Source organism: Stenotrophomonas sp. (assembly GCF_032066555.1).
In the GTDB taxonomy this organism is placed as follows: domain Bacteria; phylum Pseudomonadota; class Gammaproteobacteria; order Xanthomonadales; family Xanthomonadaceae; genus Stenotrophomonas.
The window spans coordinates 125,764-148,434 of sequence record NZ_DAMBKV010000010.1; the positions used below are offsets into that span (position 1 = coordinate 125,764).

Consider the following 22,671-nt stretch of genomic DNA (forward strand, 5'->3'; position numbering starts at 1 on the left):
CGGCTCCGTTGCCTCACGCGCCCAGCAGGCGCGCGCGGTCTGCATCGTTGTAGCCCAGCTCGCGCAGCAGCGCGTCGGCATCGGCGTTGAGCGGCGGGCAAGCGGTGCCGCTCAGGCGCTGGCCGTCGAGCTTGATCGGGTTGCGCAGCAGGCGCTGCGTGCCCTTTGCATGCTCGACATCCTGCAGCATGTCGACGTCGCGCACATAGGGGTTGTCCAGTGCCTGGGCGATATCCAGCACCGGCGCGATCGGAATGCGTCCGGCGAACAGCTGGGTCCAGTGCGCGCTCGGCTGGGTGCTGAGGATGGCATCGACCAGCACGGTCAGCTCCTCGCGTACGTCGCGACGCGAGGCGAAGTTGGCAAAGCGCGGCTCGGCGGCCCAGGCCGGGTTGCCGATGCCTTCGACGAAGGTCTGCCAGAACTTCTCAAGCATGCACATCACCATCACCCAGCCATCGGCGGTGCGGTAGACCTGGCATGGCACGGTGGACGGGTGCGCGCTGCGCGACAGGCGCTCGGTGCGGTGGCCTTCGTTGAGATACCAGGTCGCCGGGTAGCTGAGCTGGTGCAGGGCCACGTCGAACAGGCTGACATCGACATCTCGGCCCTGGCCGGTACGCATGGCGCCGATGATGGCGGCCAGCAGGCCCATCGACAGGGTGGTGCCGGTCATGAAATCGACCATGGACAGGCCGAAGCGTGCTGGCGGTGCATCCGGCTCGCCGGTGAGCGCCATGAAGCCGGCTTCGGCCTGCATCAGGTAATCGTAGCCCGGCCATGCGGCGCGCTCGTTGTCGCGGCCATAGGCGGACAAGTGGGCGCAGACAATCTTCGGGTTGAGCTTGCTGAGCGTGGCGTAGTCCAGGCCGAGTTTGCCGGGCTGGTCACCGCGCAGGTTGTTGAGCACGGCATCGGCGCTGGCGACCAGCTTCTCGAATACCTCGCGGCCTTCGGCGGCTTTCAGGTCCAGCCGCAGCGAGCGCTTGTTGAGGTTGAAGGTCTGGAAGAACAGGCTGTCGCCTTCGCCCAGGAAGTACGGGCCGGTGGCGCGCGACACATCGCCGCCCGGCGGGGATTCGATCTTGATGACTTCGGCGCCGAGGTCGGCCAGGTGCATCGAACCATAGGGGCCGGCACCGTATTGTTCGACGGCAAGGATGCGTAATCCCTGCAGGGGAAGGTCTTTCATGTGTGGCCTCTGGTTTGTAAAAAGCACCGCGGCGGTTGAGGACCGCGGTGAAGGGATGCCTTGGCTTTGGCTTTGGCCTTGGCTTTGGCCTTGGCTTTGGCTTTGGCTTTGGCTGTTGCTGTTGCTGTTGCTGTTGCTGTTGCTAGTGCTTTGTCCCTTCTCCCGCATGCGGGAGAAGGTGCCCGAAGAGCCTGCCCCCGCGAAGGCGGGGGGCGGATGAGGGGGAGCTCTGCAGCTTTTGCTTGTAGAGCTTCCCCTCACCCCAACCCCTCTCCCGCAAGCGGGAGAGGGGCTTTGAGACTTCCTGCTCTGCTTGTAGAGCTTCCCCTCACCCCAACCCCTCTCCCGCAGGCGGGAGAGGGGCTTTGAGACTTCTTGCTCTGCTTGTAGAGCTTGCCTCACCCCAACCCCTCTCCCGGAGGGAGAGGGGCTTTGAGCGTTAGATCTTGTTTCTTGCCACCAGCTGCTTGGCGATGATGATGCGCTGCATTTCGTTGGTGCCTTCACCAATGCACATCAACATGGCATCGCGGTAGAAACGCTCGATGTCGTATTCCACCGAATAGCTGTAGCCGCCAAAGATGCGCATGCCTTCCTGCGCACAGTAGGCGCCGGTCTCGGTGGCGAAGTACTTGGCCATGCCGGCTTCCATGTCGCAGCGAAGACCCTTGTCGTAGGCATTGGCGGCGCTCTCGATCAGCAGCTTGGATGCCTCCACCTTGGCCGCCATCTCGCCCAGCTTGAGCTGGATGGCCTGGTGCTCGGCAATCGGCTTGCCAAAGGTCATGCGCTCCTGCGCATAACGCACCGACAGGCGCAGCGCGCCTTCGGCGATGCCACAGCCTCGTGCGGCCACGTTGATGCGACCCAGCTCCAGGCCGCCCACGGCGTGCTGGAAGCCCTGGCCTTCAACGCCGCCCAACATGCAGTCAGCGGACACCTTGTAGTCCTGGAACACCAGCTCGCAGGTGTCGATGGCGCGATAGCCGGACTTCTTCAGCTTCTTGGCGACGATGAAGCCCTCGCCCTTCTCGGCGATGAACATGGTCATGCCCTTGTGGCGCGGCTGCGCCTCCGGGTCGGTCTTGACCAGCAGCAACACCATGTCGCCATACATGGAATTGGTGATCCAGGTCTTGGCGCCGTTGATGACGTAATGGTCACCCTCGCGCTTGGCAACACTGCGGATCGCCTGCAGGTCGGTGCCGGCGTTGGGCTCGGTCAGGCCCAGCGAGCCACGCAGCTCGCCGGTGGCCATGCGCGGCAGGTACTTGCGCTTCTGCTCTTCGGTACCGCAACGCTCGATGGCCGCGGCCATGATCAGGTGCGAGTTGAAGATGCCGGTCGGCGCCATCCACACCGCCGATACCTTGATCACGATCTTGGCGTAGATGCGCGCCGGCAGGCCCAGGCCGCCGTATTCGGGCGAAATGGTGGCACCGAACAGGCCCAGGTCCTTCATCTCCTCAACGAGGTGATGCGGGTACTTGTCTTCCTGGTCGTACTCCTGTGCGATGGGCGCGACGGATTTCTCCACCCAGTTGTCAATCGAGTCGAGCAATGCCTGCTCTTCGTCCGGGCCCCACAGTTGTTCCAGTTCGGTGCTCATCATCGGCTCCTCAGTAGTTGACCTTGTCTTCCACCGAGTGGCCGCGCTTGGCGATCAGCATGGTGCGGCTGAAGCTGCAGATCAGCTTGCCGTCCTGGTTGAAACCGTCGGTCTGCACAGTGACGATGCCGGCGCCCGGGCGCGACTTGGATTCGCGCTTGTCCAGCACCTTGGACTCGGCCACCAGGGTGTCGCCGACAAACAGCGGGTGGGTCATCTTGATGTCGCTCCAGCCCAGGTTGGCCACGGCCTTCTGGCTGACGTCGGTGACGCTCATGCCGACCATCAGCGCCACCGTGAACGGCGAGCAGACGATCACCTTGCCGAACTCCGAGGCCTTGGCGTACTCCTTGTCGAAGTGCATCGGATGGGTGTTCATCGTCAGCAGGGTGAACCAGGTGTTGTCGGTTTCGGTGATGGAGCGGCCGGGGCGGTGCTCGTAGATGTCGCCAACATTGAACTCTTCGTAGTAACGGCCGAAGGTTTCGCGGAAGCGGTTTTCGGAGATCTGCTTGACGTTCTGAACCATGACAATGTCCTTTTGGTGCGGGTTGGGCTGGCGCTGGGCGCAGCTTGGTCAAAGAGGGGTGTGATCAGGCGTTCAATGAAGCGGTGTGCTCAGCCGGCGCGGACGCCGAGCGCACCGAGCGCGATGGCACGCTCGGCTGCGATTTCGATGGGGCGGTCCACCAGCTTGCCGTCGAGCTGGATGGCCTCGCCGCCGCTGGCCGCCAGCGCGGCAACCACGCGCTGGGCGCGGTCGTACTCGGCGGCGGTGGGTAGATAGGCGTTCTGGATGGGGTCGACCTGGGCCGGGTGGATGGCGGCCTTGGCGGTGAAGCCGAGGTCGATCACGCGCTCGGTTTCCTGGACCAGGCCGGCTTCGTCCTTGATATCGAGGTAGGGCACGTCCATGCAGCCGACGCCGGCTTCGGCGGCAATCGTTGCCAGCTGCACGCGCGGATGGAAGAAGCTCTCCCAGCTGGCGCGGCCACGCAATGCAACGATGTAGTCGAAGCCACCAAACATCAGTGCCTGCAGGCGCGGGATGGCGGTGGCCAGCGCGCGTGCATCCAGCAGCCCCTTCGGGGTTTCGATCTGGGCGATGAAGACGGTATCGATGGCTGCCAGCGCGGCATCGGCCTGCTGCAGTTCGGCCACGGTTTCAACCTTGGGCAGCATCACGAAAGCCGGCTTCAGGCCGGAGGCGGCCAGTGCCTGCAGATCCGCCTGGCCCAGCGCGCTGGACAGCGGATTGATGCGCAGGCCGATCTCGCTGCGGGTCTGCGGCAGCTCGGCAAGGAAGGCGAACAGCGAGGCGCGTGCGCTTTCCTTGTCACCCGGCGCAACCGCATCTTCCAGATCGATGCAGACCTGGTCGGCGCCGGTGGCCACGGCCTTGGCGTAACGCTCCGGGCGCGAGCCCGGCACGAACAACAGGCAGCGGCGCGGCGTGCTCAGTGCTGCGCTCATGCCGCACCCACCTGGCTGGCGAAGTGCTCGGCGATCTGCCGGCGGGTGGCATACCAGGTGCCCGGCTTCTGCGCGACGTATTGCAGGAACTTCTCGAACGCACCGATGCGGCCCGGGCGGCCGATGATGCGCAGGTGCAGGCCCAGCGACATCACCTTGGGGCTGTGCTCGCCTTCGGCGTACAGCGTGTCGAAGCTGTCGATGGCGTAATCCAGCCAGTCCTTGGGCAGGTAGGACGGGGCCACCCACATCTTCATGTCGTTGGTGTCGAGCTGGTACGGCACCACGATCATTGGCTTGTCAGTGCCATCGACCTCGCCCCAGAACGGCGCATCGGCCGAGTAGTCGTCCATGTGGTACAGGAAGCCTTCTTCCTGCAGCAGGCGACGGGTGGAGGCGGTATGCAGGTAGCGCGACAGCCAGCCAACCGGACGCACGCCGGTGGTCTTCTCGATGCTGTCAGCGGCATCGCGGATGAACTGGCGTTCCTGTTCCTCGTTGAAGCGGAACTGGTGGATCCAGCGGTGGCCGTGCGAGCACACCTCATGGCGGCTGCCACGCAGGTAGTCGGCGATTTCCGGGGCGCGCTCCAGCGATACCGCGGCAGCGGTATAGGTGCTGGTGACGTTGTACTTGTCCAGCAGCGCGGCCACGCGCGCATGGCCTTCGTTGACGCCGTAGCGGTAATTGGACTCGTTGCCGTAATTGCGCACCGGCTTGGACAGGGTCACATGCAGCTCGTCCACCGGCTCGGTGATCTTGTCACCCTGGCCGACGTTGTACTCGGACAGCTCTTCGACGTTGACGACCACCGACAAGGCCAGGCGTGCGTTGTTGGGCCACTGGTAGACGGGTTTGGACATGGCAATCTCGGTACGTTTATGGGGGTGCGTGGTGGTGTGCTTTGCTGCTTCTGCTTTGCTGCTTCTGCTTTGCTGCTTCTGCTTTGCTGCTTCTGCTTTGCTGCTTCTGTTCTTGTGCCGTCATTCCCGCGGAGGCGGGAATCGCTCTTCGCTCTTCGCCTTTGCGCTTTCGCCTTTGCCGTGGAAGTCAAAGGCCAGAGCGATGACCCGACATTCGTCGGTTGAAAACCCCGCCTTCGCGGGAATGACGATCTGAGAGTTGGTCGGGAATGACGATTTTCACGGTGGCCGGGAAAGCCCCTACCTCAATGGTTCTCCTCACCACCCGAAACATTGATCGCCTCACCGGTGATGTAGACCGCATCGTCCGAACACAGGAAGGCCGTTGCCGCCGCAGTGTCCGAGGTCAGGCCGGGACGACCTGCCGGGATGCGCGCACGCATGTCGGCCAGATACTGCTCCACGCTCTTGCCCTGCTTCTCGGCGAAGTATTCGTTCTGCCACGCGCCCAGGCCGGTGGTGACGTGGTTGGGGCAGACCGCATTGACGTTGATGCCGTGCCCGGCCAGTTCCAGCGATGCCACCCGGGTCAGGCCGACCAGGCCATGCTTGGACGAGCAATAGGCCGCCGCATGCGGGAACGCCGACTTGGCCGCCTGCGAGGCGATGTTGACGATGCGGCCGCCGCCCTGGGCGATCATCTGGCGGCCGGCATGCTTGATGGTCAGGAAGGCGCCGCGCAGGTTCACACCCAGCACCGCGTCCCATTCCTTGGCCTCGATGTCGACCAGCGACTTCATCAGATAGCCGATGCCTGCGTTGTTGACCAGGATGTCGAGGCGGCCGAAGCGTTCCACCGTGGCCTTGACCACGGCCTCGACCTGCGCCTCTTCCAGCACGTCCAGGGCCATCGCCACGCATTCGCCGCCGGTGCTGGCAGCCAGCTCGGCGGCCACCTGCGCCATTTCCTCGTCGGTGCCGACCGCGGTGACCGGCATTTCGGCGCCACGCACCTTGCCGATGTCGGTCAGCACCACCTTGCAGCCTTCCTGCAGCAGGCGGCGGGCAATGCCCTCGCCCAGGCCGGCGCGGCGGCCGGCGCCGGTGATGAGGGCGACTTTGCCCTGCAATTCGGGGAAACGAGCCATGACCAATGTTCCTTGTGCGCTTACAGCGCGCTGGTGAGGATGAACAACGGATTGTCAGCGTATTGCTGGAACTGCGCTGCACCGGCCTGCACGGCCGGATCAGCGAGGTCAGCGCCGAACGCAGCCATGTCCGGAATGCGCATCAGCTCGATGTAGTCGTACGGGGAGCTGCCTTCACCAATCAACAGACCGCTGGCCTTGAGTACCTCGAATTTCTCCACCGACGGCAGCGCATTGACCACCGGCAGGTCGCTGGCACGTGCCCAGGCCTCGTATTCCTCACGGCTGACGCCGGCTTTGAGGTTGAACAGGACGATGACGGTTTGCATGGCTTCCTCCCGGGTAAAAGACTGTGGCACACTTTGTCCGGACAAAGTGTAGGCATGCCATTCGTCCCCGGTCAACGCCGGAGGCGGAAATCCCCCACCGGCGTATCTACCTGCCGTAACCCAAACGATTGAGGTGCTTTGATGAAGCGTTATTACCCGTGGTTGATGGCGGTAGTGGGAATGTTGGTGTTGCTGGTCTCCAACGGCTTGACCGTGACCGGCCTGACCGCCTTTGACGAATCCCTGCTCAAGGACTTCGGTTGGACCCGCAGCGAGCTCAAGCTGCGCGACCTGATCACCTTGGTGCTGGCCGGCTGGATGGCACCGTTCCTGGGTGCACTGATCGACAAGGTCGGTCCGCGCAAGCTGGTGCTGGCGGGTATCGCGCTGCTGGCGGCGCTGTATGCGGCTTATGCGCACATCCACTCGCTGGCCCACCTGTACTGGATCCACGTCGGTTTTGCCGCGGTGCTGGTCGCCGCCGGCTTGAACGTCGCGGTGATCTTCGTCTCGCAGTGGTTTGCCACCCATCGCGGCACCGCGATCGGCATTGCCCTGGTTGGTACCAGCCTCGGCGGCATGGTGTTCCCCAAACTCGGCGTGCACTTGATGCAGAGCATGGACTGGCGCGCTGCGCTGCTGTGGGAAGCCGCGATTCCGCTGGCCTTCCTGGTCATCGCCTTCCTGTTCGTGCGCAGCCCGCGCCCGGGCGGTATCCAGCCCTGGGGCGCGGATACGCTGGCCGCCAAGGCGGCAGCAGGCAAGCCGGCCGCCGCCTCGCTCCCGGACCTGAGCTACCAACAGGCAATGCGTACCCGCACCTTCTGGGTGCTGGCCTTCGTGGCGATGACCACCTTCTTCTCGATCATGGCGGTAGCCTCCAACCTGTTCCTGCACATGCGCGACCTGGGCTTCGAACCGGCCACCGCTGGCAACGGCCTGGGCCTGATGTTCGGCCTGGCGATGGTCGGCAAATTCATCTTCGGCTTCCTCGCCGACATATTGCCGGCCAAGCGCGTATTCCTGCTCAACCTGAGCATCATGGCTGCCGGTGCGCTGATCCTGGCAACGATGCGCGCCGACCTGATCTGGTATTCGCTGGCCCTGTTCGGGCTGGGTTGGGGCGGCCTGTACACGATGATCCAGTTGCTCGCGGTCAATGCCTTCGGCTTGAGTTCGGCCGGCAAGATCCTCGGCACCATCACCCTGCTCGATGCGACCACCGCCGGCCTCGGCATCTGGGTAACGGCCAAGATCTTCGACATCACCAAGAGCTACCACATCGCTTTCAGCCTGATCTGCGCGCTGATCGTGCTGGCCCTGCTGGCCGCAACGCTCGTGCGCGACGAACGCGCGCGCGCTTCGGCTGCCTGATCCCCACTACTGCAACGGAGAGACCCCATGCCCGTGATGGAAACGTCCAACCTCACCGCCCGCCAGTACTGGGAGCAGGTCAAGGCCAACCCCAACCGCGCCAAGTTTGGTTTCGGCGCGCGCCCGGCCATCGTCAACATCGATGTGCAACGCGCCTATACCGACATGGACGCGTTCAAGACCGCGTATGAGACCGACCCGCGCCAGATCGAACACATCAATGCGCTGTCGGCGCAGGTGCGCGCGCTCGGCCTGCCGGTGGTGTGGACCTATGTGGCCTACCTGGAGTCGGGCGAAGACGCCGGCACCTGGGGCACCCGCACCAACACGCCGGACTCACTGCAGAACATCAAGCACGGTTCCGAGCGCGCCCAGTTCGACCCCCGCGCCGATGTGCAGGCTGGCGACATCGTCATGCACAAGCGCATGGCCAGCCCGTTCTTCGAAACCAACCTGTGGTCGCTGCTGACCTTCCACAAGATCGACACGCTGATCATCACCGGCGGCTCGACTTCGGGGTGCGTGCGGGCCTGCGTGATCGACAGCCTGTCGCGCGGCTACCGCAGCATCGTTCCGGAAGAATGCGTGGCCGACAAGCACGAGATCCCGCACTTCGCCAACCTCAGCGACATCATGCTCAAGTACGGTGACGTGGAATCGGTGGATCACGTTGCCGCGCAGCTGCAGGCGCTGCGCGCATGAGCACCGCGAGCAAATCCGACCCGGGCCTGTTCGACTACTGGCCCTACGACAGCCGGCCGAAGATCGAATGGCCGGGCGGCGCCCGCGTGGCCTTGTGGATCGCGCCCAATATCGAGTTCTACGAGTACGCGCCGCCGGCCAACCCGGCGCGCAAGCCGTGGCCGCGCCCGCTGCCCGACATCCAGGGCTATGGCACGCGCGACTACGGCAACCGCGTTGGCCACCAGCGGATGATGCGGGTGATGGACCAGTACGGCCTGCGCGGCTCGGTGTCGCTGTCCACGGCCATGCTCAAGCACCATCCGGAAGTGATCCAGATGGCGGCCGAGCGCAACTGGGAATTCTTCAGCCACGGCATCTACAACACCCGCTACACCTATGGCCTGGACGAGGCACAGGAGCGGGAAATGATCGAGCACTCGATGGCGCTGATCGCCGAGCACACCGGCCAGCACTGCGATGGCTACCTGGCGCCGGCGCTGTCGCATTCGGACGCCACCATTGACCTGTTTGCCGAAGCCGGCGGCCTGTATACCTGCGACCTGTTCCACGACGACCAGCCGACGCCGGTGAAGACCCGCTCCGGCAAGCGCTTCGTGTCGGTGCCGTACTCGCTGGAGCTCAACGACACCATCGTCTACGTCACCAACAAGATCGAGCCGCGCCGCTACGGGCAGATGATCAAGGACGCCTTCGACCGCCTGTATGCCGAAGGCGAGCACTCCGGCACGGTGATGTGCGTGCCGCTGCATGCCTACCAGGTCAGCCACCCGCACCGCCTGGCGGCCTTCCACGACGCCATGGACTACATCTGCAGCCACGACAAGGTGTGGAAGGCCACTGGCCGCGAGATCGCCCAGCACTACCTGGACAATCACTACGACGACGCGCTGGCCTCGATGGCGGCGATCAACGCGGAGGACGCGGCATGAGCCTGGATCGCAGCTTCCTGGAATACCCGCGCCTGCGCCATGGCATGGACCATGACCGCTACAGCTGGTCGATGCTGGCGCAGCGCCCGGCCGTGCGCTGGCCCGGCGACAAGCCACTGGCGGTATGGATCAACCTGAGCCTGGAACACTTCCCGCTCAATCCCAAGGGTGAGGGCTTCAAGCCGCACGGCGCGATGGTGATGCCCTACCCGGACCTGCGCCATTACACATTGCGCGACTACGGCAACCGGGTTGGCGTGTTCCGCGTACTGGATGCGCTGGAAAAGTACGGTCTGCGCGCCAGCACCGCGGTCAACGGCGAACTGGCCGAACGCTACCCGGCCCTGCTGCGGCGGCTCAAGGCGCGCAGCGCCGAGCTGGTGGCGCACGGCTGGAACATGGACAGCGTGCACTACGGCGGGCTGGACCCGGCGCGCGAAGCTGAATACATCCAGCGCAGTTTGGCCGCGCTGGCCCCGTATTCGGACAGTCCCATCCAGGGCTGGCTGTCACCGGCCCGCTCGCAGTCCGAGAACACCCCGGAACTGCTGCAACAGGCCGGTTTGCAATGGTTTGGCGACTGGATCAACGACGAGCTGCCCTACCCCTTCCAGACCGCCAACGGCCCGCTCACCGCCCTGCCGCTGTCACTGGAATTGGAAGATCGCTTCATCGTCGGCGAAAATCTGCATGCCGAGGCCGAGTATGCGGACCAGATGGTCGATGCCTGCGATTTCCTGCTGGAGGAAGCGCAGCGCAGCGGACAGGGTCGCCTGCTCGCGCTCAACATCCATCCGTGGGTGATGGGCCAGCCGCACCGCATCAAGCACCTGGAACGCGTGTTCGCCCATCTGGCAGACAACGCAGGGCTGATCTGGAACGCTGCGCCTTCGCAGATCATCGCCGCCTCGCGTTGAGGCGGCGGTTCCAGGCAACCGTCGTCGCCCTGAACGCGCCGGCCTTTACCCAAGAGCCCTTGCATGAACACTGAAGCCAACACCGCCCTGCCGCCGCGCGAAGCGATGGAATTTGACGTCGTCATCGTCGGCGCCGGCCCTGCCGGCCTGGCCACCGCCATCCGCCTGCGCCAGCTGGCCGTGGAAAAGGGCCAGGAGCTGTCGGTGTGCGTACTGGAGAAAGGCTCCGAGCCGGGCGCGCACATCCTGTCCGGCGCGATCATGGACCCGCGCGCGCTCAACGAGCTGTTCCCGGACTGGAAGGAACGCGGTGCGCCGCTGAAGCAGGCCGTCACCCGCGACGAGTTCCTGTTCCTGGACGAGACCAAGGCCAAGGCCACCCCGCATGCGCTGCTGCCGGAGTGCTTCCACAACGACGGCAACTACATCATCAGCCTGGGCGAAGTCAGCCGCTGGCTGGCGCAGCAGGCCGAGGCGCTGGAAGTGTCGATCTTCCCGGGCTTTGCCGCCGCCGAGGTGCTGTACGACGAAAACGGCGCGGTGATGGGCGTGGCCACCGGCGACATGGGCATCCACAAGGACGGCACGCCGGGCCCGAACTACGAGCGCGGCATGGAACTGCATGCCAAGTACACGATCTTCGCCGAAGGCTCGCGCGGCCACCTCGGCCGCCAGCTGATCAGCAAGTTCAAGCTCGACGCCGGCAAGGACCCGCAGTCCTACGGCATCGGCATCAAGGAGTTGTGGCAGATCGATCCGGCCAAGCATGAGCCGGGGCTGGTGGTGCATGCCGCCGGCTGGCCGCTGGACAACGACACCTACGGCGGCGCCTTCCTGTACCACGCCGAGGGCGGCAAGGTGTCGATCGGCTACGTGGTCGGCCTGGACTACAAGAACCCGTGGCTGAGCCCGTTCGAGGAGTTCCAGCGCTTCAAGACCCACCCGGCCATCCGCAAGCACCTGGAAGGCGGCAAGCGCATCGCCTACGGCGCGCGTGCGATCACCGCCGGCGGCATCCTGTCGCTGCCCAAGACCGTGTTCCCGGGTGGCGCTCTGGTCGGCTGCGAAGCCGGCTACCTCAACGTCAGCCGCATCAAGGGCAGCCACGCCGCGATCAAGACCGGCATGCTGGCCGCCGAGGCCGCGTTTGACGCGCTGGTCGCCGGCCGTTCGCGTGACGAGCTAAGCGCCTATCCGGACGCCTTCGAGAACAGCTGGCTGAAGGCCGAGCTGCTGCAGTCCAAGAACTTCAAGCAGTGGTTCAAGAAGGGCCGCACCCTGGCCACGCTGATGACCGGCATCGAGCAGTGGCTGCTGCCCAAGCTGGGCATCCGCAACGCGCCGTGGACCATCCACCGCACCAAGGCCGACCACGAATGCCTGGAGCCGGCCGCCAGCCAGCCGAAGATCAGCTATCCCAAGCCGGACAACGTGCTGACGTTCGATCGTTTGAGCTCGGTGTTCCTGTCCTCGACCAACCACGAGGAAGACCAGCCCAGCCACCTGACGCTGAAGGACCCCAGCATTCCGGTGAAGGTCAATCTGGCCACCTATGCCGGCCCGGAAGCGCGTTACTGCCCGGCCGGTGTGTACGAATTCGTCGGCGAAGGCAGCGATACCCGCCTGCAGATCAACGCGCAGAACTGCGTGCACTGCAAGACCTGCGACATCAAGGACCCGACCCAGAACATCGTGTGGGTAACCCCGCAGGGTGGCGGCGGACCGAACTACCCGGCGATGTAAGCATCGCCAACCAACCACAGGAGTTTCGATGAGCATTGTCAGTCCAGGCGCCCGCTTCCGCGCGGCGCTGAAGGAAGAAAGCCCGCTGCAGATCCCGGGCGCCATCAACGCCAACCATGCGTTGCTGGCCAAGCGGGCGGGCTTCCGTGCGGTCTACCTGTCCGGTGGCGGCGTCGCCGCCGGCTCGCTGGGCCTGCCGGACCTGGGCATCAACACCATGGACGACGTGCTCACCGACATCCGCCGCATCACCGACGTCTGCGACCTGCCGCTGCTGTCGGACATCGACACCGGCTTTGGCCCAAGCGCGTTCAACATCGCGCGCACGGTGAAATCGCTGATCAAGGCCGGTGCGGCGGCCTGCCATATCGAGGACCAGGTCGGCGCCAAGCGTTGCGGCCACCGCCCGAACAAGGAAATCGTGTCGCTGGGCGAGATGGTGGACCGGGTCAAGGCGGCGGCCGATGCCAAGACCGATCCGGATTTTTTCCTGATCGCACGTACCGACGCCATCCAGATGGAAGGCGTGGATGCGGCGATCGAGCGCTCGCTGGCCTGCGTGGAAGCCGGCGCCGACGGCATCTTTGCCGAGGCCTCGTACGACCTTGAGACCTACAAGCGTTTTGTCGATGCAGTGAAGGTGCCGGTGCTGGCCAACCTCACCGAATTCGGCCAGACCCCGTTGTTCTCGACCGAGGAGCTGGGTTCGGTGGGCGTGGCGATGTGCATCTACCCGCTGTCGGCGTTCCGCGCGATGAACAAGGCGGCGGAGAACGTGTACACCGCGATCCGCCGTGATGGCCACCAGCGCAATGTGGTGGAGACCATGCAGACCCGCGAGGAGCTGTATGAGCGGATCGGGTATCACACCTTTGAGCAGAGTCTGGATAGGACGTTTGCTGGGAAGAAGTGATGATTGGGGTTCAGGGTTTAGAAGTTGGAAGCTTGAAAGCTTGAAAGCTTGAAAGCTTGAAATGCTAAGAGCTTAAAAGCCGCCCTCACCCCTACCCCTCTCCCGCACGCGGGAGAGGGGCTGCTTCGGCGCGAAGTTGCTTGGGCCAGCATTACTGACTTCGGCGTACTCCGCGAATTTTTCCGCAGCCGAACACTCTCAGCTCAATCGACGCTTTGAAGAATTTCGGCGTCTGAACGCGAAACGCACAGCGGGCAGATAAATTGCTTTCTGCTTTGGCTTTCTGCTTTGGCTTTCTGCTTTGGCTTTCTGCTTTGGCTTTCTGCTTTTGCATTTGGTCTTTGCCTTTGCTTTGGCTTCGGCTTTGGCTTTTCTTCGGCCTTTCCAACCGACGAAAGAAAGCATGAAGTCTCCCTTCTCCCGCTTGCGGGAGAAGGTGCCCAACGGGCGGATGAGGGGGCCTCTGCTTCTGCTTCTGCCTCTGCTTCTGCCTCTGCTTCTACCTCCGTTTTTGCCTTTGCTTCAGCCCTTCCGTCAAAGCCCTCATACCACCCCAGCCTGCCAAAAACCCAAGCCCTTTGCTTCCCCTCCCAGCACCGGCCATCATTGCCAGCGCCGCACAGCCACGACCGCCAGCGCAATGAGAACGCAATGCCCCGCCTGCCCCTGATCGCCCTCGCCTGCTTGACGCTCAGCGCCTGCGGCCAGCGCGATGCCTTCAATCATTCGGCCAGCGCCGACCCGCACCAGCGCGAGCTCGAGCGGGCCTTCGCCATCTGCGCCGGCTGCCACGACACCCGCGCCGACCTCGGCCACCGCGTCGGCCCCAACCTGCATGGCGTGATCGGCCGCAAGGCCGGCACCGCCCCCGGCTACAACTATTCCGAAGCGATGAAGGCCAGCGGCATCACCTGGGATGCGCAGACCCTGGACGCCTTCATCAAGTCACCGACCAGGCAGGTGCCGGGCAGCAAGATGGTCAACGCCACCTCCGACCCGGCGCGCCGCCAGGCCGTGATCGAGTTCCTGTCCACCCTGCCCGAATAGGCCCGGCGTCAATCCAGCGTCTGCACACCGCCGCCGTTGACGAACAAGGTCTGGCCGCTGACCCAGTTGGATATCGGCGCGGCGAAATACAGCACCGCACCGGCAATATCCTCGGCCTCACCCAGGCGCTTGATCGGCGTATGCGACAGCATCCGCGCCTCGATCTCCGGCGTGAGCACGGTAGCCAAGGCATCGGTGCGCACCGCCCCCGGCCCCACCGCATTGACACGGATCCCGGCAGGACCGTAATCATGCGCAAGATTCGCCGTCATATGGTTGATCGCCGCCTTGGACGCGGCGTAGGCGCTGATCGCCGGGCTCTTGTTGATCGAGCTCATCGACGACATGTTGATGATCGAGCCGTAGCCGCCCTTCTGCATATGCGGCGCACACAGCTGCGACAGCCGCCAGGCACTGAAGACGTTGATCTGGAATGGCCGCTCGAACTGCTCCAGGCTGATCGTGTACGGGCTCTCGCGGCCAGCCCCGCCACCACCGGCGTTGTTGACCAGGATATGGATGCCGTCCAGTTCATTGGCGGTGCGCTCCACCACCCGCACCAGGTCCTCATCCTTGAGCACATTGCACTCCAGGGCCAAGGCCTTGCCGCCAGCTGCGATGATCTCCGCAGCAACTTTTTCAGCTGCGCCCAGCTTCAGGTCAGCAATGGCTACCGATGCGCCATAGGCTGCCAGCATCAACGAGCTGGCGCGACCGATACCGTTGCCACCACCGGTGACAATGGCCACTTTGCCGGTAAGGTCAAACTGCGAATTCGGATTCATGAACATCACTCCCGTTGGCTTCACGCGCCAGATTGTTGACTCAACAGGCGGACCAGGCGCGGCGGCCCACGTCGCAGTATGCAAGGGCAGAGCGAAATCCCGGGTTAAAAGCACTGTTTGATCACAACTGCTTGCATCGGTGCCATCAAGCCCCCATCAGATCACCATGGCAGTGGGACAGGAAGATGCTTCATCCGGCTCGCTGTCGCGGCCGACAGCGCCCGTTGACTGCACGCAGGCGTGTCACGTGGCAGGATGTACGCTGGAACTGCATATAAGGGGACGCGTCATCCAATGCGACCAGCAAGCCGCAGTAAACTCACCACCCTGTCCGTAGCGCTGCTCTGCACAATGCCGTCATTGGCCTCGGCCATGACCCAATGTCCGCAGGAATCGAGCAAATCCACCGCGTTCTGGCTGCTGGGCTGGTCGATCTTCGCGCTGTTCGTTGTTGCCGGCGTAGTGCTGCTGGTGCTGATCTTCCGCGCTACACGCAGTGCGCGGCCGCAGCCGCGTTGGCTGCTGCGCATCGCCGGTGTTCCAGCGATGCTGGCAATGTGGATGCTTGGCTTCGGTATTTTCCTCAGCCAGTTCGTACTGGTGTGCTGAGGCCGCGCCTTATGCGGGCGGGAACCACCACGGTGATGCGGTGCCGGTATTGATCAACAACGCACGCGCACGCACGAAGCGGCGGATCGATGCGGTGCCCATGCGCGAACCACCCATGCCGGACAGCTTGAAGCTCTGCTTTTCGGCGGTCTGCACCATGCCGGTTAGGCAGGCGTCGTTGATCGAGATGCCACCGGCCTGCAGCTGACGCGCCACACGCTGCGCCCGCTCCGGGCTCTGCGTGAACACCGCCGCCGACAAGCCGAACTCGGTGGCATTGGCACGCGCGATGGCTTCGGCTTCATCGGCCACCACCATCACCGGGAGGACACTGGCAAAGCTCTCATCGGCAACCACGGCCATCTCGTCGGTGACATCCACCAACACCGTTGGCGGACACCAGACGCCGCCGTGCTCGATCAACTCGCCGCCGGTCAATGCGCGTGCGCCCTTGGCCTTGGCGTCGGCCAGTTGGCCGCGCACCAGTTCGACCTGCGATGCCGCGATCACCGGACCGATCTGGCCCTGCTTGGGGTCCGGCCAGGCCAGCTCCAGCGCGGAAGCTTCCTTCACCAACGCGGCGATGAAGGCATCGGCCACCGGCGCTTCCACGTAGACGCGCTCGATCGACATGCAGCTCTGGCCGCCGTTGACGAAGCTGCCCCAGGCCAGCGCACGTGCGGCATGTGCGATGTTGGCATCGGACAGCACCAGCGCCGGGTCCTTGCCGCCCAGCTCCAGCGAGGCCGGAATGAAGCGGCGCGCACAGGCTTCGCCCACCTTGCGGCCGGTGGCGACCGAACCAGTGAAGCAGATCTGGTCACTGGCCTCGATCACCGCCTGGCCGGTGGCGCCGGCACCGGTGACCAGCTTGAACACCGCGCCCAGACCCGCTTCGTCCAAGGCGTCACGCAATAGCGGCACGAAGCGCGAAGTGACCTCGCTGGGCTTGGCCAGGATGCTGCAGCCGGCGGCCAGCGCCGGCACGGCATCAATCAGGGTCAGCATCAGCGGGAAGTTCCACGGGCTGATCACGCCCACCACCGCATACGGCACCCAGGTCTGCTGGCTGTGGATGAAGGGGATGGCTTCCTGCTGGGCCGGCTTTTCCGCAAGACAGCTCGCGGCCTGCTGCGCCCAGCGGCGGATCGCGCCGATGGTGCCGTCCACTTCAATCTGCGATTCATGCCAGCGGCCGGTATCGGCCAGCAATGCATCGAGGAAGCCATCGCGACGCGCGACCAGCGCGTCGGCCAGGGCGTCCAGGCGCGCGCAGCGTTCCTCGATGCTGCGCTCGGCCCAGGCCTGCTGCGCCTGGCGCAGCTGCGCGCCCAGCGCGGCGACGTCGCGGGCGCTGGTGATCGGCAGCTCGCCGTCGGACAGCCCGGTGCGCGGGTTGCGCAGTGGCAGCGTGGTTGCGTCAGTCATTGCCCAGTACTCCAGCGCTCAACAGTGCATCAAGGGTGGCTTTCTGGCGGGCGGCAAAGTCGACCCGCTGCGGGATCTTCAAGCTGTCGCCCTGCAGCAGGGCGTTGGGCTTCAAGGCGGTGCTGGCCAGGCCGGCGTTGATTGCCGCCTGCGGCAGCCGCGAGAGGAAATTGCCCATGCCCGGGCGCAGCCGGCGGCGGCGCAGGCCGGCGATATCCAGGTCGGCATAGGCGGCCATCGACTCGCCGGTGCCGGCGGCAGACAGCACCCGGCCCTGGTCATCGACGATCTTGCTCATGCCATCTGCACTGCCCAGCGGGATGTCCACGCCACTGATGCCGGCGGTATTGGCCGAGACCACATAGGCCATGTTTTCCAGCGCGCGGGCGCGTTTGGCGATGTCCTTGGGGGTCAGCTCGGGGCTGCCGACTTCGCTGGTGGAATGCAGGAACACTTCGGCACCGCGCAGGCCCATCGCACGCGCGATTTCCGGATACAGGATTTCCTCCGAGGCGATGCAGGACAGGCGGCCGAGCGGCGTACGTGCCACCGGGAACACGCCGTCGATGCCGTACACGTCCAGGTACTTGTCCCAGACATCATGCGGGCTGGGCGCGTACAGCGAGATCAGCCGGCGGTAGCGCAGGATCTGGTTGCCGCTGTCATCCAGGATTACCGAGGACTGGAAGTACAGCTCGGGGAAGTTCGGGTCACGCTCGTAGGCGTTGGAACACAGGTAGACGCCGTTGTCCTGGGCGATGCGGCCCAGCTGCTCGTACTCGCTGCCATCCATCGCGAAGCAGCCCTTGGCCGCCCAGCCGGGGATGGTGTCGCCCAGCGGATAGCTGGTGGCGAAGTATTCCGGCAGCACCACCAGCTTCAGGTCGGCGCCGATGAAGGCCTTGGAGGCACGGATCTGGCGACCTACCCGCTCGATGTTGTCGGCCACCGCGACGGCGGCTGCTTCCGGTGTTGCACAGGCATTGATGGCGCGGCAGGTGGTCTGCAGGGCCAGCGCGCGATAAGCGTCGATCATGGAGCCTTACCTTCGGTTGCGGTGTCGTTGAGAGCTTGTGTCTGCATGCCATCGGCCAGCAGCACGCGGAAGCTGCCGGTGCCGGCGCGCAGCGGCTTGATCGCGGCGTAGTCGGCGCTGTGCCAGAACGCCAGTGCGGCGGCGCGGTCAGGCCAGCACGAGATCACCGTCCGCGTCGCTGCATGCTCGCCCTCCAGGCTCTGTTGCTCGCCGCCCATCACCAGGTAATGGCCGCCATGGCGCGCCACCACCGCGGGCGTGGCCCGGGCATAGGCAGCAAACCGCTGCGGGTCGGTGAGGTGGGCTTCGATGATCAGGTAGGCGGACATGGCGTACTCAGCTGAAGCGCGGGGCGCGCTTTTCCAGGAAGGCGGCCGCGCCTTCGACGAAGTCGGTACTGCTGAAGGCATCGTTGAAAGCCGCATCGGCCTGGGCCAGATCGATGCTGGCATCTCCCCCCAAGTGGCCGAGCACGGTCTTGATCGCCCGCCGCGCCTGCCCGGAGGTGGCCAACAGCTGCTGGACCTGTGCCTGCTCCAGCGCCTCGATGCCGTCCTCACCCGCCAACTGGTTGACCAGGCCCCAATCCAGCGCAGTAGCGGCATCGAGCAGGCGCCCGGTCAGCAGCATCTCGCGGGCGCGGGCCATGCCGACCGCGTTGACCAGCCGACGGCTGTCGTCGGCGCTGTAAACTAAACCGAGCTTGGCTGGGGTGATAGCGAACCGGCTACGGGCACTGGCCAGGCGCAGGTCACAGGCCAAGGCCAGGCCAAGGCCGCCGCCTACGCAGGCCCCGTCGATGACGGCCAGGGTGGTCTGCGGCAGGCGTTGCAGTTTGAGCTGGGTGCGTTGGACCTGGGCGTTGTTGGCGGCGAAGGCGGCCGGAGCGGTGAGCAGCTGGCCGAGTTCGTCGATATCGGCGCCGGCACTGAACGCCCCCGGCACGCCGGATACCACCACGATCTGGGCGTCACTGGCGGCGATGTCGTCCAGTGCGGCCTCGATCGCCGCCCAGTGGCGGGTGGCCAGGGCGTTGCGCTTGTCGGGTCGGTGGATGCTGATGCGGGCGAGCGCGCCGTCGCGGCTCCAGCAAATCACGGTCTCTTCAGTGATCATGGCCTATCCTATTTGTTCTATCGTTATAGCATTAAGCCAAAGGAGGGTGAAGCGAGATGTCCCAAGACACACTGGCCACATTGTTGAGTGCCAATGCGCACAAGCTGCTGCGCAATGACTTGCCGACGCCGCTTTACCACCAGATGTTCAGCCTGCTGCGCGACCGCATCCTCAATGGCGAGATCCCGCGTGGCGCCCGCATCCCCACCGAGTTCGACCTGGCCGACGGCTTTGGGGTATCACGCATCACCGCCAAGCGGGCGCTGGATGAGCTGGCCGCCGAGGGCCTGGTCGAGCGCCGCCGCGGCAAGGGCACCCACGTCATCCACCGCTCCCGGCCCAAGCCGATGCACAGCCCGCTGACCGGGCTGCTGGAAAGCCTGGAAGTGCTGGCCGAGCACACCAAGGTGCAGTTGCTGCAGTTCCGCCGCGCGGTGCCGCCGGAGCCGATCCGGGCATTGTTCGATACCGGCCCACGCGACGTGCTGGTGCAGGCCATCCGCCTGCGCCTGCGGGGCGATGTCCCGTTCGGCTATTACATCAGCTGGACCCATACCGATCACCCCGAATTCAGCGAGACGCGGTTGTCCAACAGCTCCCGTCTGAAGCTGTTCCAGGCCGCCGGCATCCAGATCAAGCAGGTGGAGCAGGTGCTGTCGGCAGTAAACGCCGACGCCATCGCCGCCATGCACCTGAAGGTGGAACCCGGTACCGCGCTGCTGTCACTGGAACGCCGTTCCTACGATGGCGACGGCAATCTGGTCGACCTGCTCAACGTGCAATACCGGCCGGATCAGTTCACCTACCAGATGACCCTGGACGTGGACGACGGCACCCCGTTGTAAACCGACAGCACCACCAGCGCCCGCTGCGAAAACGCCGCCCTGACCGGGCGGCGTTTTGCGTCTGGCGGGCTGGGCCGCTTGCTTGGAAAGACATAAGGCTAAGACCTATATGCCTTTGCAGTGCAACACGGAAGGGCCGCAATTGCTGCCACTTTCCAATCTCGATCAACTGCTTATGCGCATGTTGCGGCGCACGACTCCACGGTGCAGGCAGGACGCGAGCCACATTGATTGTCCGGACAAATAGCGAAAGACTGGAAAGCACACGCAGCAGCACAGCACTCAGACCTGTGCGCCTGCGCCACCTACCCCGTTCACGCTATGAGGCAGGCAATGAAGGAAGTTCTGTACCGCAGTGCGTTGGCAGTCGCGATCGTGACCGCCCTTGGCAGCAACCCCGCATTGGCGCAGCAGGCCGGCACTGACGACCAGGCCGTGCAGCTGGATCAGGTCAGCGTCACCGCGCAGCGCCGCGAAGCGCAGATGCAGAAGACGCCGCTGAGCATGAGCGTGATCAGCGGACCGGAACTCGACCGCATGCAGGTCAAGCGCGTGGATGACATCAAGTTCGCCGCGCCCAACATCATCATCGAGCAGAACACCGGCACCAGTTCCGGCGCCAAGATCTTCATGCGCGGCGTAGGCGCCGATGAGTCGATGTTCACCAACGACCCGGCGGTGGCGTTGTATATCGACGATGTCTACATCCCGCGCCAGAACGGGGCGATGTTCGACCTGTATGACGTGGAGCGCATCGAAGTGCTGCGCGGCCCGCAGGGCACGCTGTATGGCCGCAATGCCACCGGCGGCGCGATCCGCTACATCTCGCGCAAGCCCACCGGCGAAAGCAAGCTGGCGCTGGATGGCAGCATCGGCAACCTCGGACGCCGCGACGCACGCCTGAGTTTCGCCACCCGCATCGGCGAGACGCTGGATGTCTCCGCCGCCGCGCTCAGCCGCCAGCGCGATGGCATCCTCAAGGACATCACCCACAACCGCATGGTCAATGACCAGGACGTGCTGGCCGGGCGTTTGTCGCTGGCCTCGACCTGGGGAGAAGCCTCCTATGCCACGCTGAGCATCGACCGCCTGCGCGAGCGCTCCACCCCGGCCTGGGGCACGCCAGTGGCGCTGGATGCCAATGGCAACCAGGTGCCGCGCCTGGGCAGCTTCTACAAGACCGAAACCGACACGCTGGGCTTGAACGACATCGACCAGTTCGGCGTGGCGTTGACCAATGAAACCGACTTCGGTGCGTTCTCCTGGCGCAGCATCGCGCACTACCGCACGCTGGACCATCACTTCTACATGGACGTGGATGGCACCGCGCAGACCCGTTATCACCTCGAACAGGACCAGCACCAGAACCAGAAGGGTTACGAGGCGCAGTTCACCTCGCAGCTGGACGGTCCTTTCAGTTGGGTCGCTGGCGTGTTCGCGTTCAAGGAGCACAACGACCAGCCGACCCGCAGCGACATCTTCGTGCGCGGCGGCACCAACTACATCGCCCAGGACACCTCGGCGTATGCCATCTATGCGCAGGGCGACTACAAGTTCACCGACAAGCTGACCCTCACCCTGGGCGGCCGCTACAGCTATGAGAGCAAGGATTTCTCGGTGCGCGCGGTCAAGGCCAATGGCGAGCCCAACTTCAGCAAGAACATGCGCAACAGCTGGAACCGCCCGGACTGGAAGGCGCTGCTGTCCTACAACTTCAACGACAACGTGATGGGCTACGCCAGCGTCACCACCGGCTTCAAGAGTGGCGGCTTCAATGGCCGCGGCAGCACCCCGGCAACCCTGGTGCAGGTGGATGCTGAAACCCTGCGTGCCTATGAAATCGGCATCAAGTCGACGCTGTGGGACAACCGCCTGCGCTTGAACGGCAACTACTACCGGCTGGATTACGACGGCATCCAATTGGCCGCGGTGAACCCGGAAGGCATCTTCGTGGTGACCAACGCCACCGGTGCCTTGATCCAGGGCATCGAGCTGGAGGCCGAGGCACAGCTGACGCGCGGACTGAAGCTCAACGCCACGCTGGGCACCATCGACTCGGAATACCAGAAGTACAAGGCCATCAATGCCGCCTACTTCCGCGGCCACCCGATGAAGAATGCACCAGAGCTGCAGTGGACCTTCGGTGGCAGCTATGTGCAGCCGCTTGGCAATGCCGACCTTGTATTCAGCGCGCAGGCCCGCTACACCGATGAGTACTACCAGAACCAGGACGCCTCGCGCCTGATCATGCGCAAGGCCGGGCATGAGTACAACGCGCGCATCGCCTACGAACCGCGCGATGCGGAATGGTCGGTGGCGCTGTGGGGCAAGAACCTGAGCAATGAATTCGCCTCCACCGGCGGCTTTGATATCGCCGGGCTGGGTGTGGGCGTGATCTACCCGAACGTGCCGCGCACCTACGGCGTGGAGTTCAGCTACCGGTTCTGGTGAGGGCTCAAGGTAGTGCCGAGCCATGCTTGGCAGGGGCTTTCCCGCCAAGGCCAGAGCCACCCTCACCCCAACCCCTCTCCCGCAAGCGGGAGAGGGGCTAAAGCGGTAGTGCCGAGCCATGCTTGGCAGGGGCTTTCCCGCCAAGGCCAGAGCCACCCT

General features: G+C 64.5%; 23 protein-coding genes. 10 read left to right on the top strand and 13 right to left on the bottom strand.

The genetic code is table 11. The features are described from left to right. Positions 1 to 13: 13 nt before the first annotated feature. The 7 genes from RT131_RS13115 to RT131_RS13145 form a co-directional block, all read right to left on the bottom strand. The gene (locus tag RT131_RS13115) at positions 14 to 1,192 is read right to left on the bottom strand and encodes a CoA transferase (RefSeq protein ID WP_313173251.1); all 1,179 of its coding nucleotides are present in this window, start codon (positions 1,190 to 1,192) and stop codon (positions 14 to 16) included. A gap of 439 nt (positions 1,193 to 1,631) precedes the next feature. After that, positions 1,632 to 2,801 (bottom strand): acyl-CoA dehydrogenase family protein, encoded by a 1,170-nt coding sequence (locus tag RT131_RS13120; RefSeq protein ID WP_313173252.1) that lies wholly within the window; start codon positions 2,799 to 2,801, stop codon positions 1,632 to 1,634. 10 nt (positions 2,802 to 2,811) lie between these two features. Next, a complete protein-coding gene (locus RT131_RS13125) occupies positions 2,812 to 3,330 on the bottom strand; it encodes a MaoC family dehydratase (protein WP_312370942.1) in 519 nt (172 codons plus the stop codon). A gap of 89 nt (positions 3,331 to 3,419) precedes the next feature. After that, positions 3,420 to 4,274: a CoA ester lyase gene (locus RT131_RS13130; protein WP_313173253.1), complete on the bottom strand. Its 855-nt coding sequence runs from the start codon at positions 4,272 to 4,274 to the stop codon at positions 3,420 to 3,422. After that, a complete protein-coding gene (locus tag RT131_RS13135) occupies positions 4,271 to 5,137 on the bottom strand; it encodes a polysaccharide deacetylase family protein (RefSeq protein WP_313173254.1) in 867 nt (288 codons plus the stop codon). Before RT131_RS13135 ends, RT131_RS13130 begins: the two co-directional genes overlap by 4 nt. A gap of 305 nt (positions 5,138 to 5,442) precedes the next feature. After that, on the bottom strand, positions 5,443 to 6,285 hold the full coding sequence (locus RT131_RS13140) for an SDR family NAD(P)-dependent oxidoreductase (protein WP_313173255.1): 843 nt from the start codon (positions 6,283 to 6,285) through the stop codon (positions 5,443 to 5,445). A gap of 20 nt (positions 6,286 to 6,305) precedes the next feature. Further along, complete coding sequence (locus RT131_RS13145; RefSeq protein ID WP_303747969.1) at positions 6,306 to 6,614, bottom strand: hypothetical protein; 309 nt, start codon at positions 6,612 to 6,614, stop codon at positions 6,306 to 6,308. Between the two features lie 141 nt (positions 6,615 to 6,755). Here RT131_RS13145 and RT131_RS13150 point away from each other — a divergent pair, with 141 nt between their 5' ends. From RT131_RS13150 to prpB, 6 genes are all read left to right on the top strand, one after another. Then, on the top strand, positions 6,756 to 7,988 hold the full coding sequence (locus tag RT131_RS13150) for an MFS transporter (protein WP_313173256.1): 1,233 nt from the start codon (positions 6,756 to 6,758) through the stop codon (positions 7,986 to 7,988). 27 nt (positions 7,989 to 8,015) lie between these two features. Then, positions 8,016 to 8,690 carry an isochorismatase family protein gene (locus tag RT131_RS13155; protein ID WP_313173257.1) on the top strand — a complete coding sequence of 225 codons (675 nt, stop codon included), beginning with the start codon at positions 8,016 to 8,018 and terminating at the stop codon, positions 8,688 to 8,690. Continuing rightward, positions 8,687 to 9,622, top strand: coding sequence for a polysaccharide deacetylase family protein (locus RT131_RS13160; protein ID WP_313173258.1), 936 nt, complete (start codon positions 8,687 to 8,689; stop codon positions 9,620 to 9,622). Before RT131_RS13155 ends, RT131_RS13160 begins: the two co-directional genes overlap by 4 nt. Then, positions 9,619 to 10,539, top strand: a complete 921-nt coding sequence (locus tag RT131_RS13165) for a polysaccharide deacetylase family protein (RefSeq protein ID WP_313173259.1) — start codon at positions 9,619 to 9,621, stop codon at positions 10,537 to 10,539. Before RT131_RS13160 ends, RT131_RS13165 begins: the two co-directional genes overlap by 4 nt. A 63-nt stretch (positions 10,540 to 10,602) precedes the next feature. Next, the gene (locus RT131_RS13170; RefSeq protein WP_313173260.1) at positions 10,603 to 12,282 is read left to right on the top strand and encodes an electron transfer flavoprotein-ubiquinone oxidoreductase; all 1,680 of its coding nucleotides are present in this window, start codon (positions 10,603 to 10,605) and stop codon (positions 12,280 to 12,282) included. Between the two features lie 28 nt (positions 12,283 to 12,310). After that, on the top strand, positions 12,311 to 13,195 hold the full coding sequence (prpB, locus tag RT131_RS13175) for a methylisocitrate lyase (RefSeq protein ID WP_313173261.1): 885 nt from the start codon (positions 12,311 to 12,313) through the stop codon (positions 13,193 to 13,195). 198 nt (positions 13,196 to 13,393) lie between these two features. Here prpB and RT131_RS13180 read toward each other — a convergent pair whose 3' ends face one another. Beyond that, complete coding sequence (locus RT131_RS13180; RefSeq protein ID WP_313173262.1) at positions 13,394 to 13,600, bottom strand: hypothetical protein; 207 nt, start codon at positions 13,598 to 13,600, stop codon at positions 13,394 to 13,396. Positions 13,601 to 13,846: 246 nt separating this feature from the next. On the opposite strand from RT131_RS13180, the gene RT131_RS13185 reads away from it, so the two are divergent. Then, entirely contained in the window at positions 13,847 to 14,242 is a 396-nt protein-coding gene (locus RT131_RS13185) for a c-type cytochrome (RefSeq protein WP_313173263.1), read from the top strand. A gap of 8 nt (positions 14,243 to 14,250) precedes the next feature. Here RT131_RS13185 and RT131_RS13190 read toward each other — a convergent pair whose 3' ends face one another. Beyond that, the gene (locus tag RT131_RS13190; RefSeq protein ID WP_313173264.1) at positions 14,251 to 15,027 is read right to left on the bottom strand and encodes a glucose 1-dehydrogenase; all 777 of its coding nucleotides are present in this window, start codon (positions 15,025 to 15,027) and stop codon (positions 14,251 to 14,253) included. A gap of 372 nt (positions 15,028 to 15,399) precedes the next feature. Between RT131_RS13190 and RT131_RS13195 the strand changes: the two genes are divergently transcribed. Beyond that, on the top strand, positions 15,400 to 15,636 hold the full coding sequence (locus RT131_RS13195; protein WP_313173265.1) for a hypothetical protein: 237 nt from the start codon (positions 15,400 to 15,402) through the stop codon (positions 15,634 to 15,636). A 9-nt stretch (positions 15,637 to 15,645) separates the two neighbouring features. Here RT131_RS13195 and RT131_RS13200 read toward each other — a convergent pair whose 3' ends face one another. Genes RT131_RS13200 through RT131_RS13215 form a run of 4 tightly spaced genes read right to left on the bottom strand, consistent with a single transcriptional unit; the run spans position 15,646 to position 19,216 of the window. Next, positions 15,646 to 17,064: an aldehyde dehydrogenase family protein gene (locus tag RT131_RS13200; RefSeq protein WP_313173266.1), complete on the bottom strand. Its 1,419-nt coding sequence runs from the start codon at positions 17,062 to 17,064 to the stop codon at positions 15,646 to 15,648. Continuing rightward, on the bottom strand, positions 17,057 to 18,100 hold the full coding sequence (locus RT131_RS13205; RefSeq protein WP_313173267.1) for a nitrilase-related carbon-nitrogen hydrolase: 1,044 nt from the start codon (positions 18,098 to 18,100) through the stop codon (positions 17,057 to 17,059). The genes RT131_RS13200 and RT131_RS13205 overlap by 8 nt, the downstream gene beginning before the upstream one ends. Beyond that, positions 18,097 to 18,429: a DUF1330 domain-containing protein gene (locus RT131_RS13210; RefSeq protein WP_313173268.1), complete on the bottom strand. Its 333-nt coding sequence runs from the start codon at positions 18,427 to 18,429 to the stop codon at positions 18,097 to 18,099. The genes RT131_RS13205 and RT131_RS13210 overlap by 4 nt, the downstream gene beginning before the upstream one ends. Before the next feature lie 7 nt (positions 18,430 to 18,436). Continuing rightward, positions 18,437 to 19,216, bottom strand: coding sequence for an enoyl-CoA hydratase/isomerase family protein (locus RT131_RS13215; protein WP_313173269.1), 780 nt, complete (start codon positions 19,214 to 19,216; stop codon positions 18,437 to 18,439). A 56-nt stretch (positions 19,217 to 19,272) separates the two neighbouring features. Here RT131_RS13215 and RT131_RS13220 point away from each other — a divergent pair, with 56 nt between their 5' ends. Together RT131_RS13220 and RT131_RS13225 are read left to right on the top strand one after the other, a co-directional pair. Then, positions 19,273 to 20,061, top strand: a complete 789-nt coding sequence (locus RT131_RS13220) for a GntR family transcriptional regulator (protein WP_313173270.1) — start codon at positions 19,273 to 19,275, stop codon at positions 20,059 to 20,061. Positions 20,062 to 20,394: 333 nt separating this feature from the next. Then, on the top strand, positions 20,395 to 22,512 hold the full coding sequence (locus RT131_RS13225) for a TonB-dependent receptor (protein ID WP_313173271.1): 2,118 nt from the start codon (positions 20,395 to 20,397) through the stop codon (positions 22,510 to 22,512). The last annotated feature ends 159 nt before the right edge of the window (positions 22,513 to 22,671 follow it).

What these genes read in the sequence shown, in the direction of transcription:
- RT131_RS13205 (WP_313173267.1), bottom strand. Translation starts at nt 18,100, where the DNA reads ATGATCGACGCTTATCGCGCGCTGGCCCTGCAGACCACCTGCCGCGCC.
- RT131_RS13210 (WP_313173268.1), bottom strand. Translation starts at nt 18,429, where the DNA reads ATGTCCGCCTACCTGATCATCGAAGCCCACCTCACCGACCCGCAGCGG.
- RT131_RS13185 (WP_313173263.1), top strand. Translation starts at nt 13,847, where the DNA reads ATGCCCCGCCTGCCCCTGATCGCCCTCGCCTGCTTGACGCTCAGCGCC.
- RT131_RS13170 (WP_313173260.1), top strand. Translation starts at nt 10,603, where the DNA reads ATGAACACTGAAGCCAACACCGCCCTGCCGCCGCGCGAAGCGATGGAA.
- RT131_RS13155 (WP_313173257.1), top strand. Translation starts at nt 8,016, where the DNA reads ATGCCCGTGATGGAAACGTCCAACCTCACCGCCCGCCAGTACTGGGAG.
- RT131_RS13120 (WP_313173252.1), bottom strand. Translation starts at nt 2,801, where the DNA reads ATGAGCACCGAACTGGAACAACTGTGGGGCCCGGACGAAGAGCAGGCA.
- RT131_RS13125 (WP_312370942.1), bottom strand. Translation starts at nt 3,330, where the DNA reads ATGGTTCAGAACGTCAAGCAGATCTCCGAAAACCGCTTCCGCGAAACC.
- RT131_RS13135 (WP_313173254.1), bottom strand. Translation starts at nt 5,137, where the DNA reads ATGTCCAAACCCGTCTACCAGTGGCCCAACAACGCACGCCTGGCCTTG.
- RT131_RS13140 (WP_313173255.1), bottom strand. Translation starts at nt 6,285, where the DNA reads ATGGCTCGTTTCCCCGAATTGCAGGGCAAAGTCGCCCTCATCACCGGC.
- RT131_RS13165 (WP_313173259.1), top strand. Translation starts at nt 9,619, where the DNA reads ATGAGCCTGGATCGCAGCTTCCTGGAATACCCGCGCCTGCGCCATGGC.
- RT131_RS13160 (WP_313173258.1), top strand. Translation starts at nt 8,687, where the DNA reads ATGAGCACCGCGAGCAAATCCGACCCGGGCCTGTTCGACTACTGGCCC.
- RT131_RS13190 (WP_313173264.1), bottom strand. Translation starts at nt 15,027, where the DNA reads ATGAATCCGAATTCGCAGTTTGACCTTACCGGCAAAGTGGCCATTGTC.
- RT131_RS13180 (WP_313173262.1), bottom strand. Translation starts at nt 13,600, where the DNA reads ATGCTTTCTTTCGTCGGTTGGAAAGGCCGAAGAAAAGCCAAAGCCGAA.
- RT131_RS13225 (WP_313173271.1), top strand. Translation starts at nt 20,395, where the DNA reads ATGAAGGAAGTTCTGTACCGCAGTGCGTTGGCAGTCGCGATCGTGACC.
- RT131_RS13215 (WP_313173269.1), bottom strand. Translation starts at nt 19,216, where the DNA reads ATGATCACTGAAGAGACCGTGATTTGCTGGAGCCGCGACGGCGCGCTC.
- RT131_RS13200 (WP_313173266.1), bottom strand. Translation starts at nt 17,064, where the DNA reads ATGACTGACGCAACCACGCTGCCACTGCGCAACCCGCGCACCGGGCTG.
- prpB (WP_313173261.1), top strand. Translation starts at nt 12,311, where the DNA reads ATGAGCATTGTCAGTCCAGGCGCCCGCTTCCGCGCGGCGCTGAAGGAA.
- RT131_RS13195 (WP_313173265.1), top strand. Translation starts at nt 15,400, where the DNA reads ATGACCCAATGTCCGCAGGAATCGAGCAAATCCACCGCGTTCTGGCTG.
- RT131_RS13130 (WP_313173253.1), bottom strand. Translation starts at nt 4,274, where the DNA reads ATGAGCGCAGCACTGAGCACGCCGCGCCGCTGCCTGTTGTTCGTGCCG.
- RT131_RS13115 (WP_313173251.1), bottom strand. Translation starts at nt 1,192, where the DNA reads ATGAAAGACCTTCCCCTGCAGGGATTACGCATCCTTGCCGTCGAACAA.
- RT131_RS13145 (WP_303747969.1), bottom strand. Translation starts at nt 6,614, where the DNA reads ATGCAAACCGTCATCGTCCTGTTCAACCTCAAAGCCGGCGTCAGCCGT.
- RT131_RS13220 (WP_313173270.1), top strand. Translation starts at nt 19,273, where the DNA reads ATGTCCCAAGACACACTGGCCACATTGTTGAGTGCCAATGCGCACAAG.
- RT131_RS13150 (WP_313173256.1), top strand. Translation starts at nt 6,756, where the DNA reads ATGAAGCGTTATTACCCGTGGTTGATGGCGGTAGTGGGAATGTTGGTG.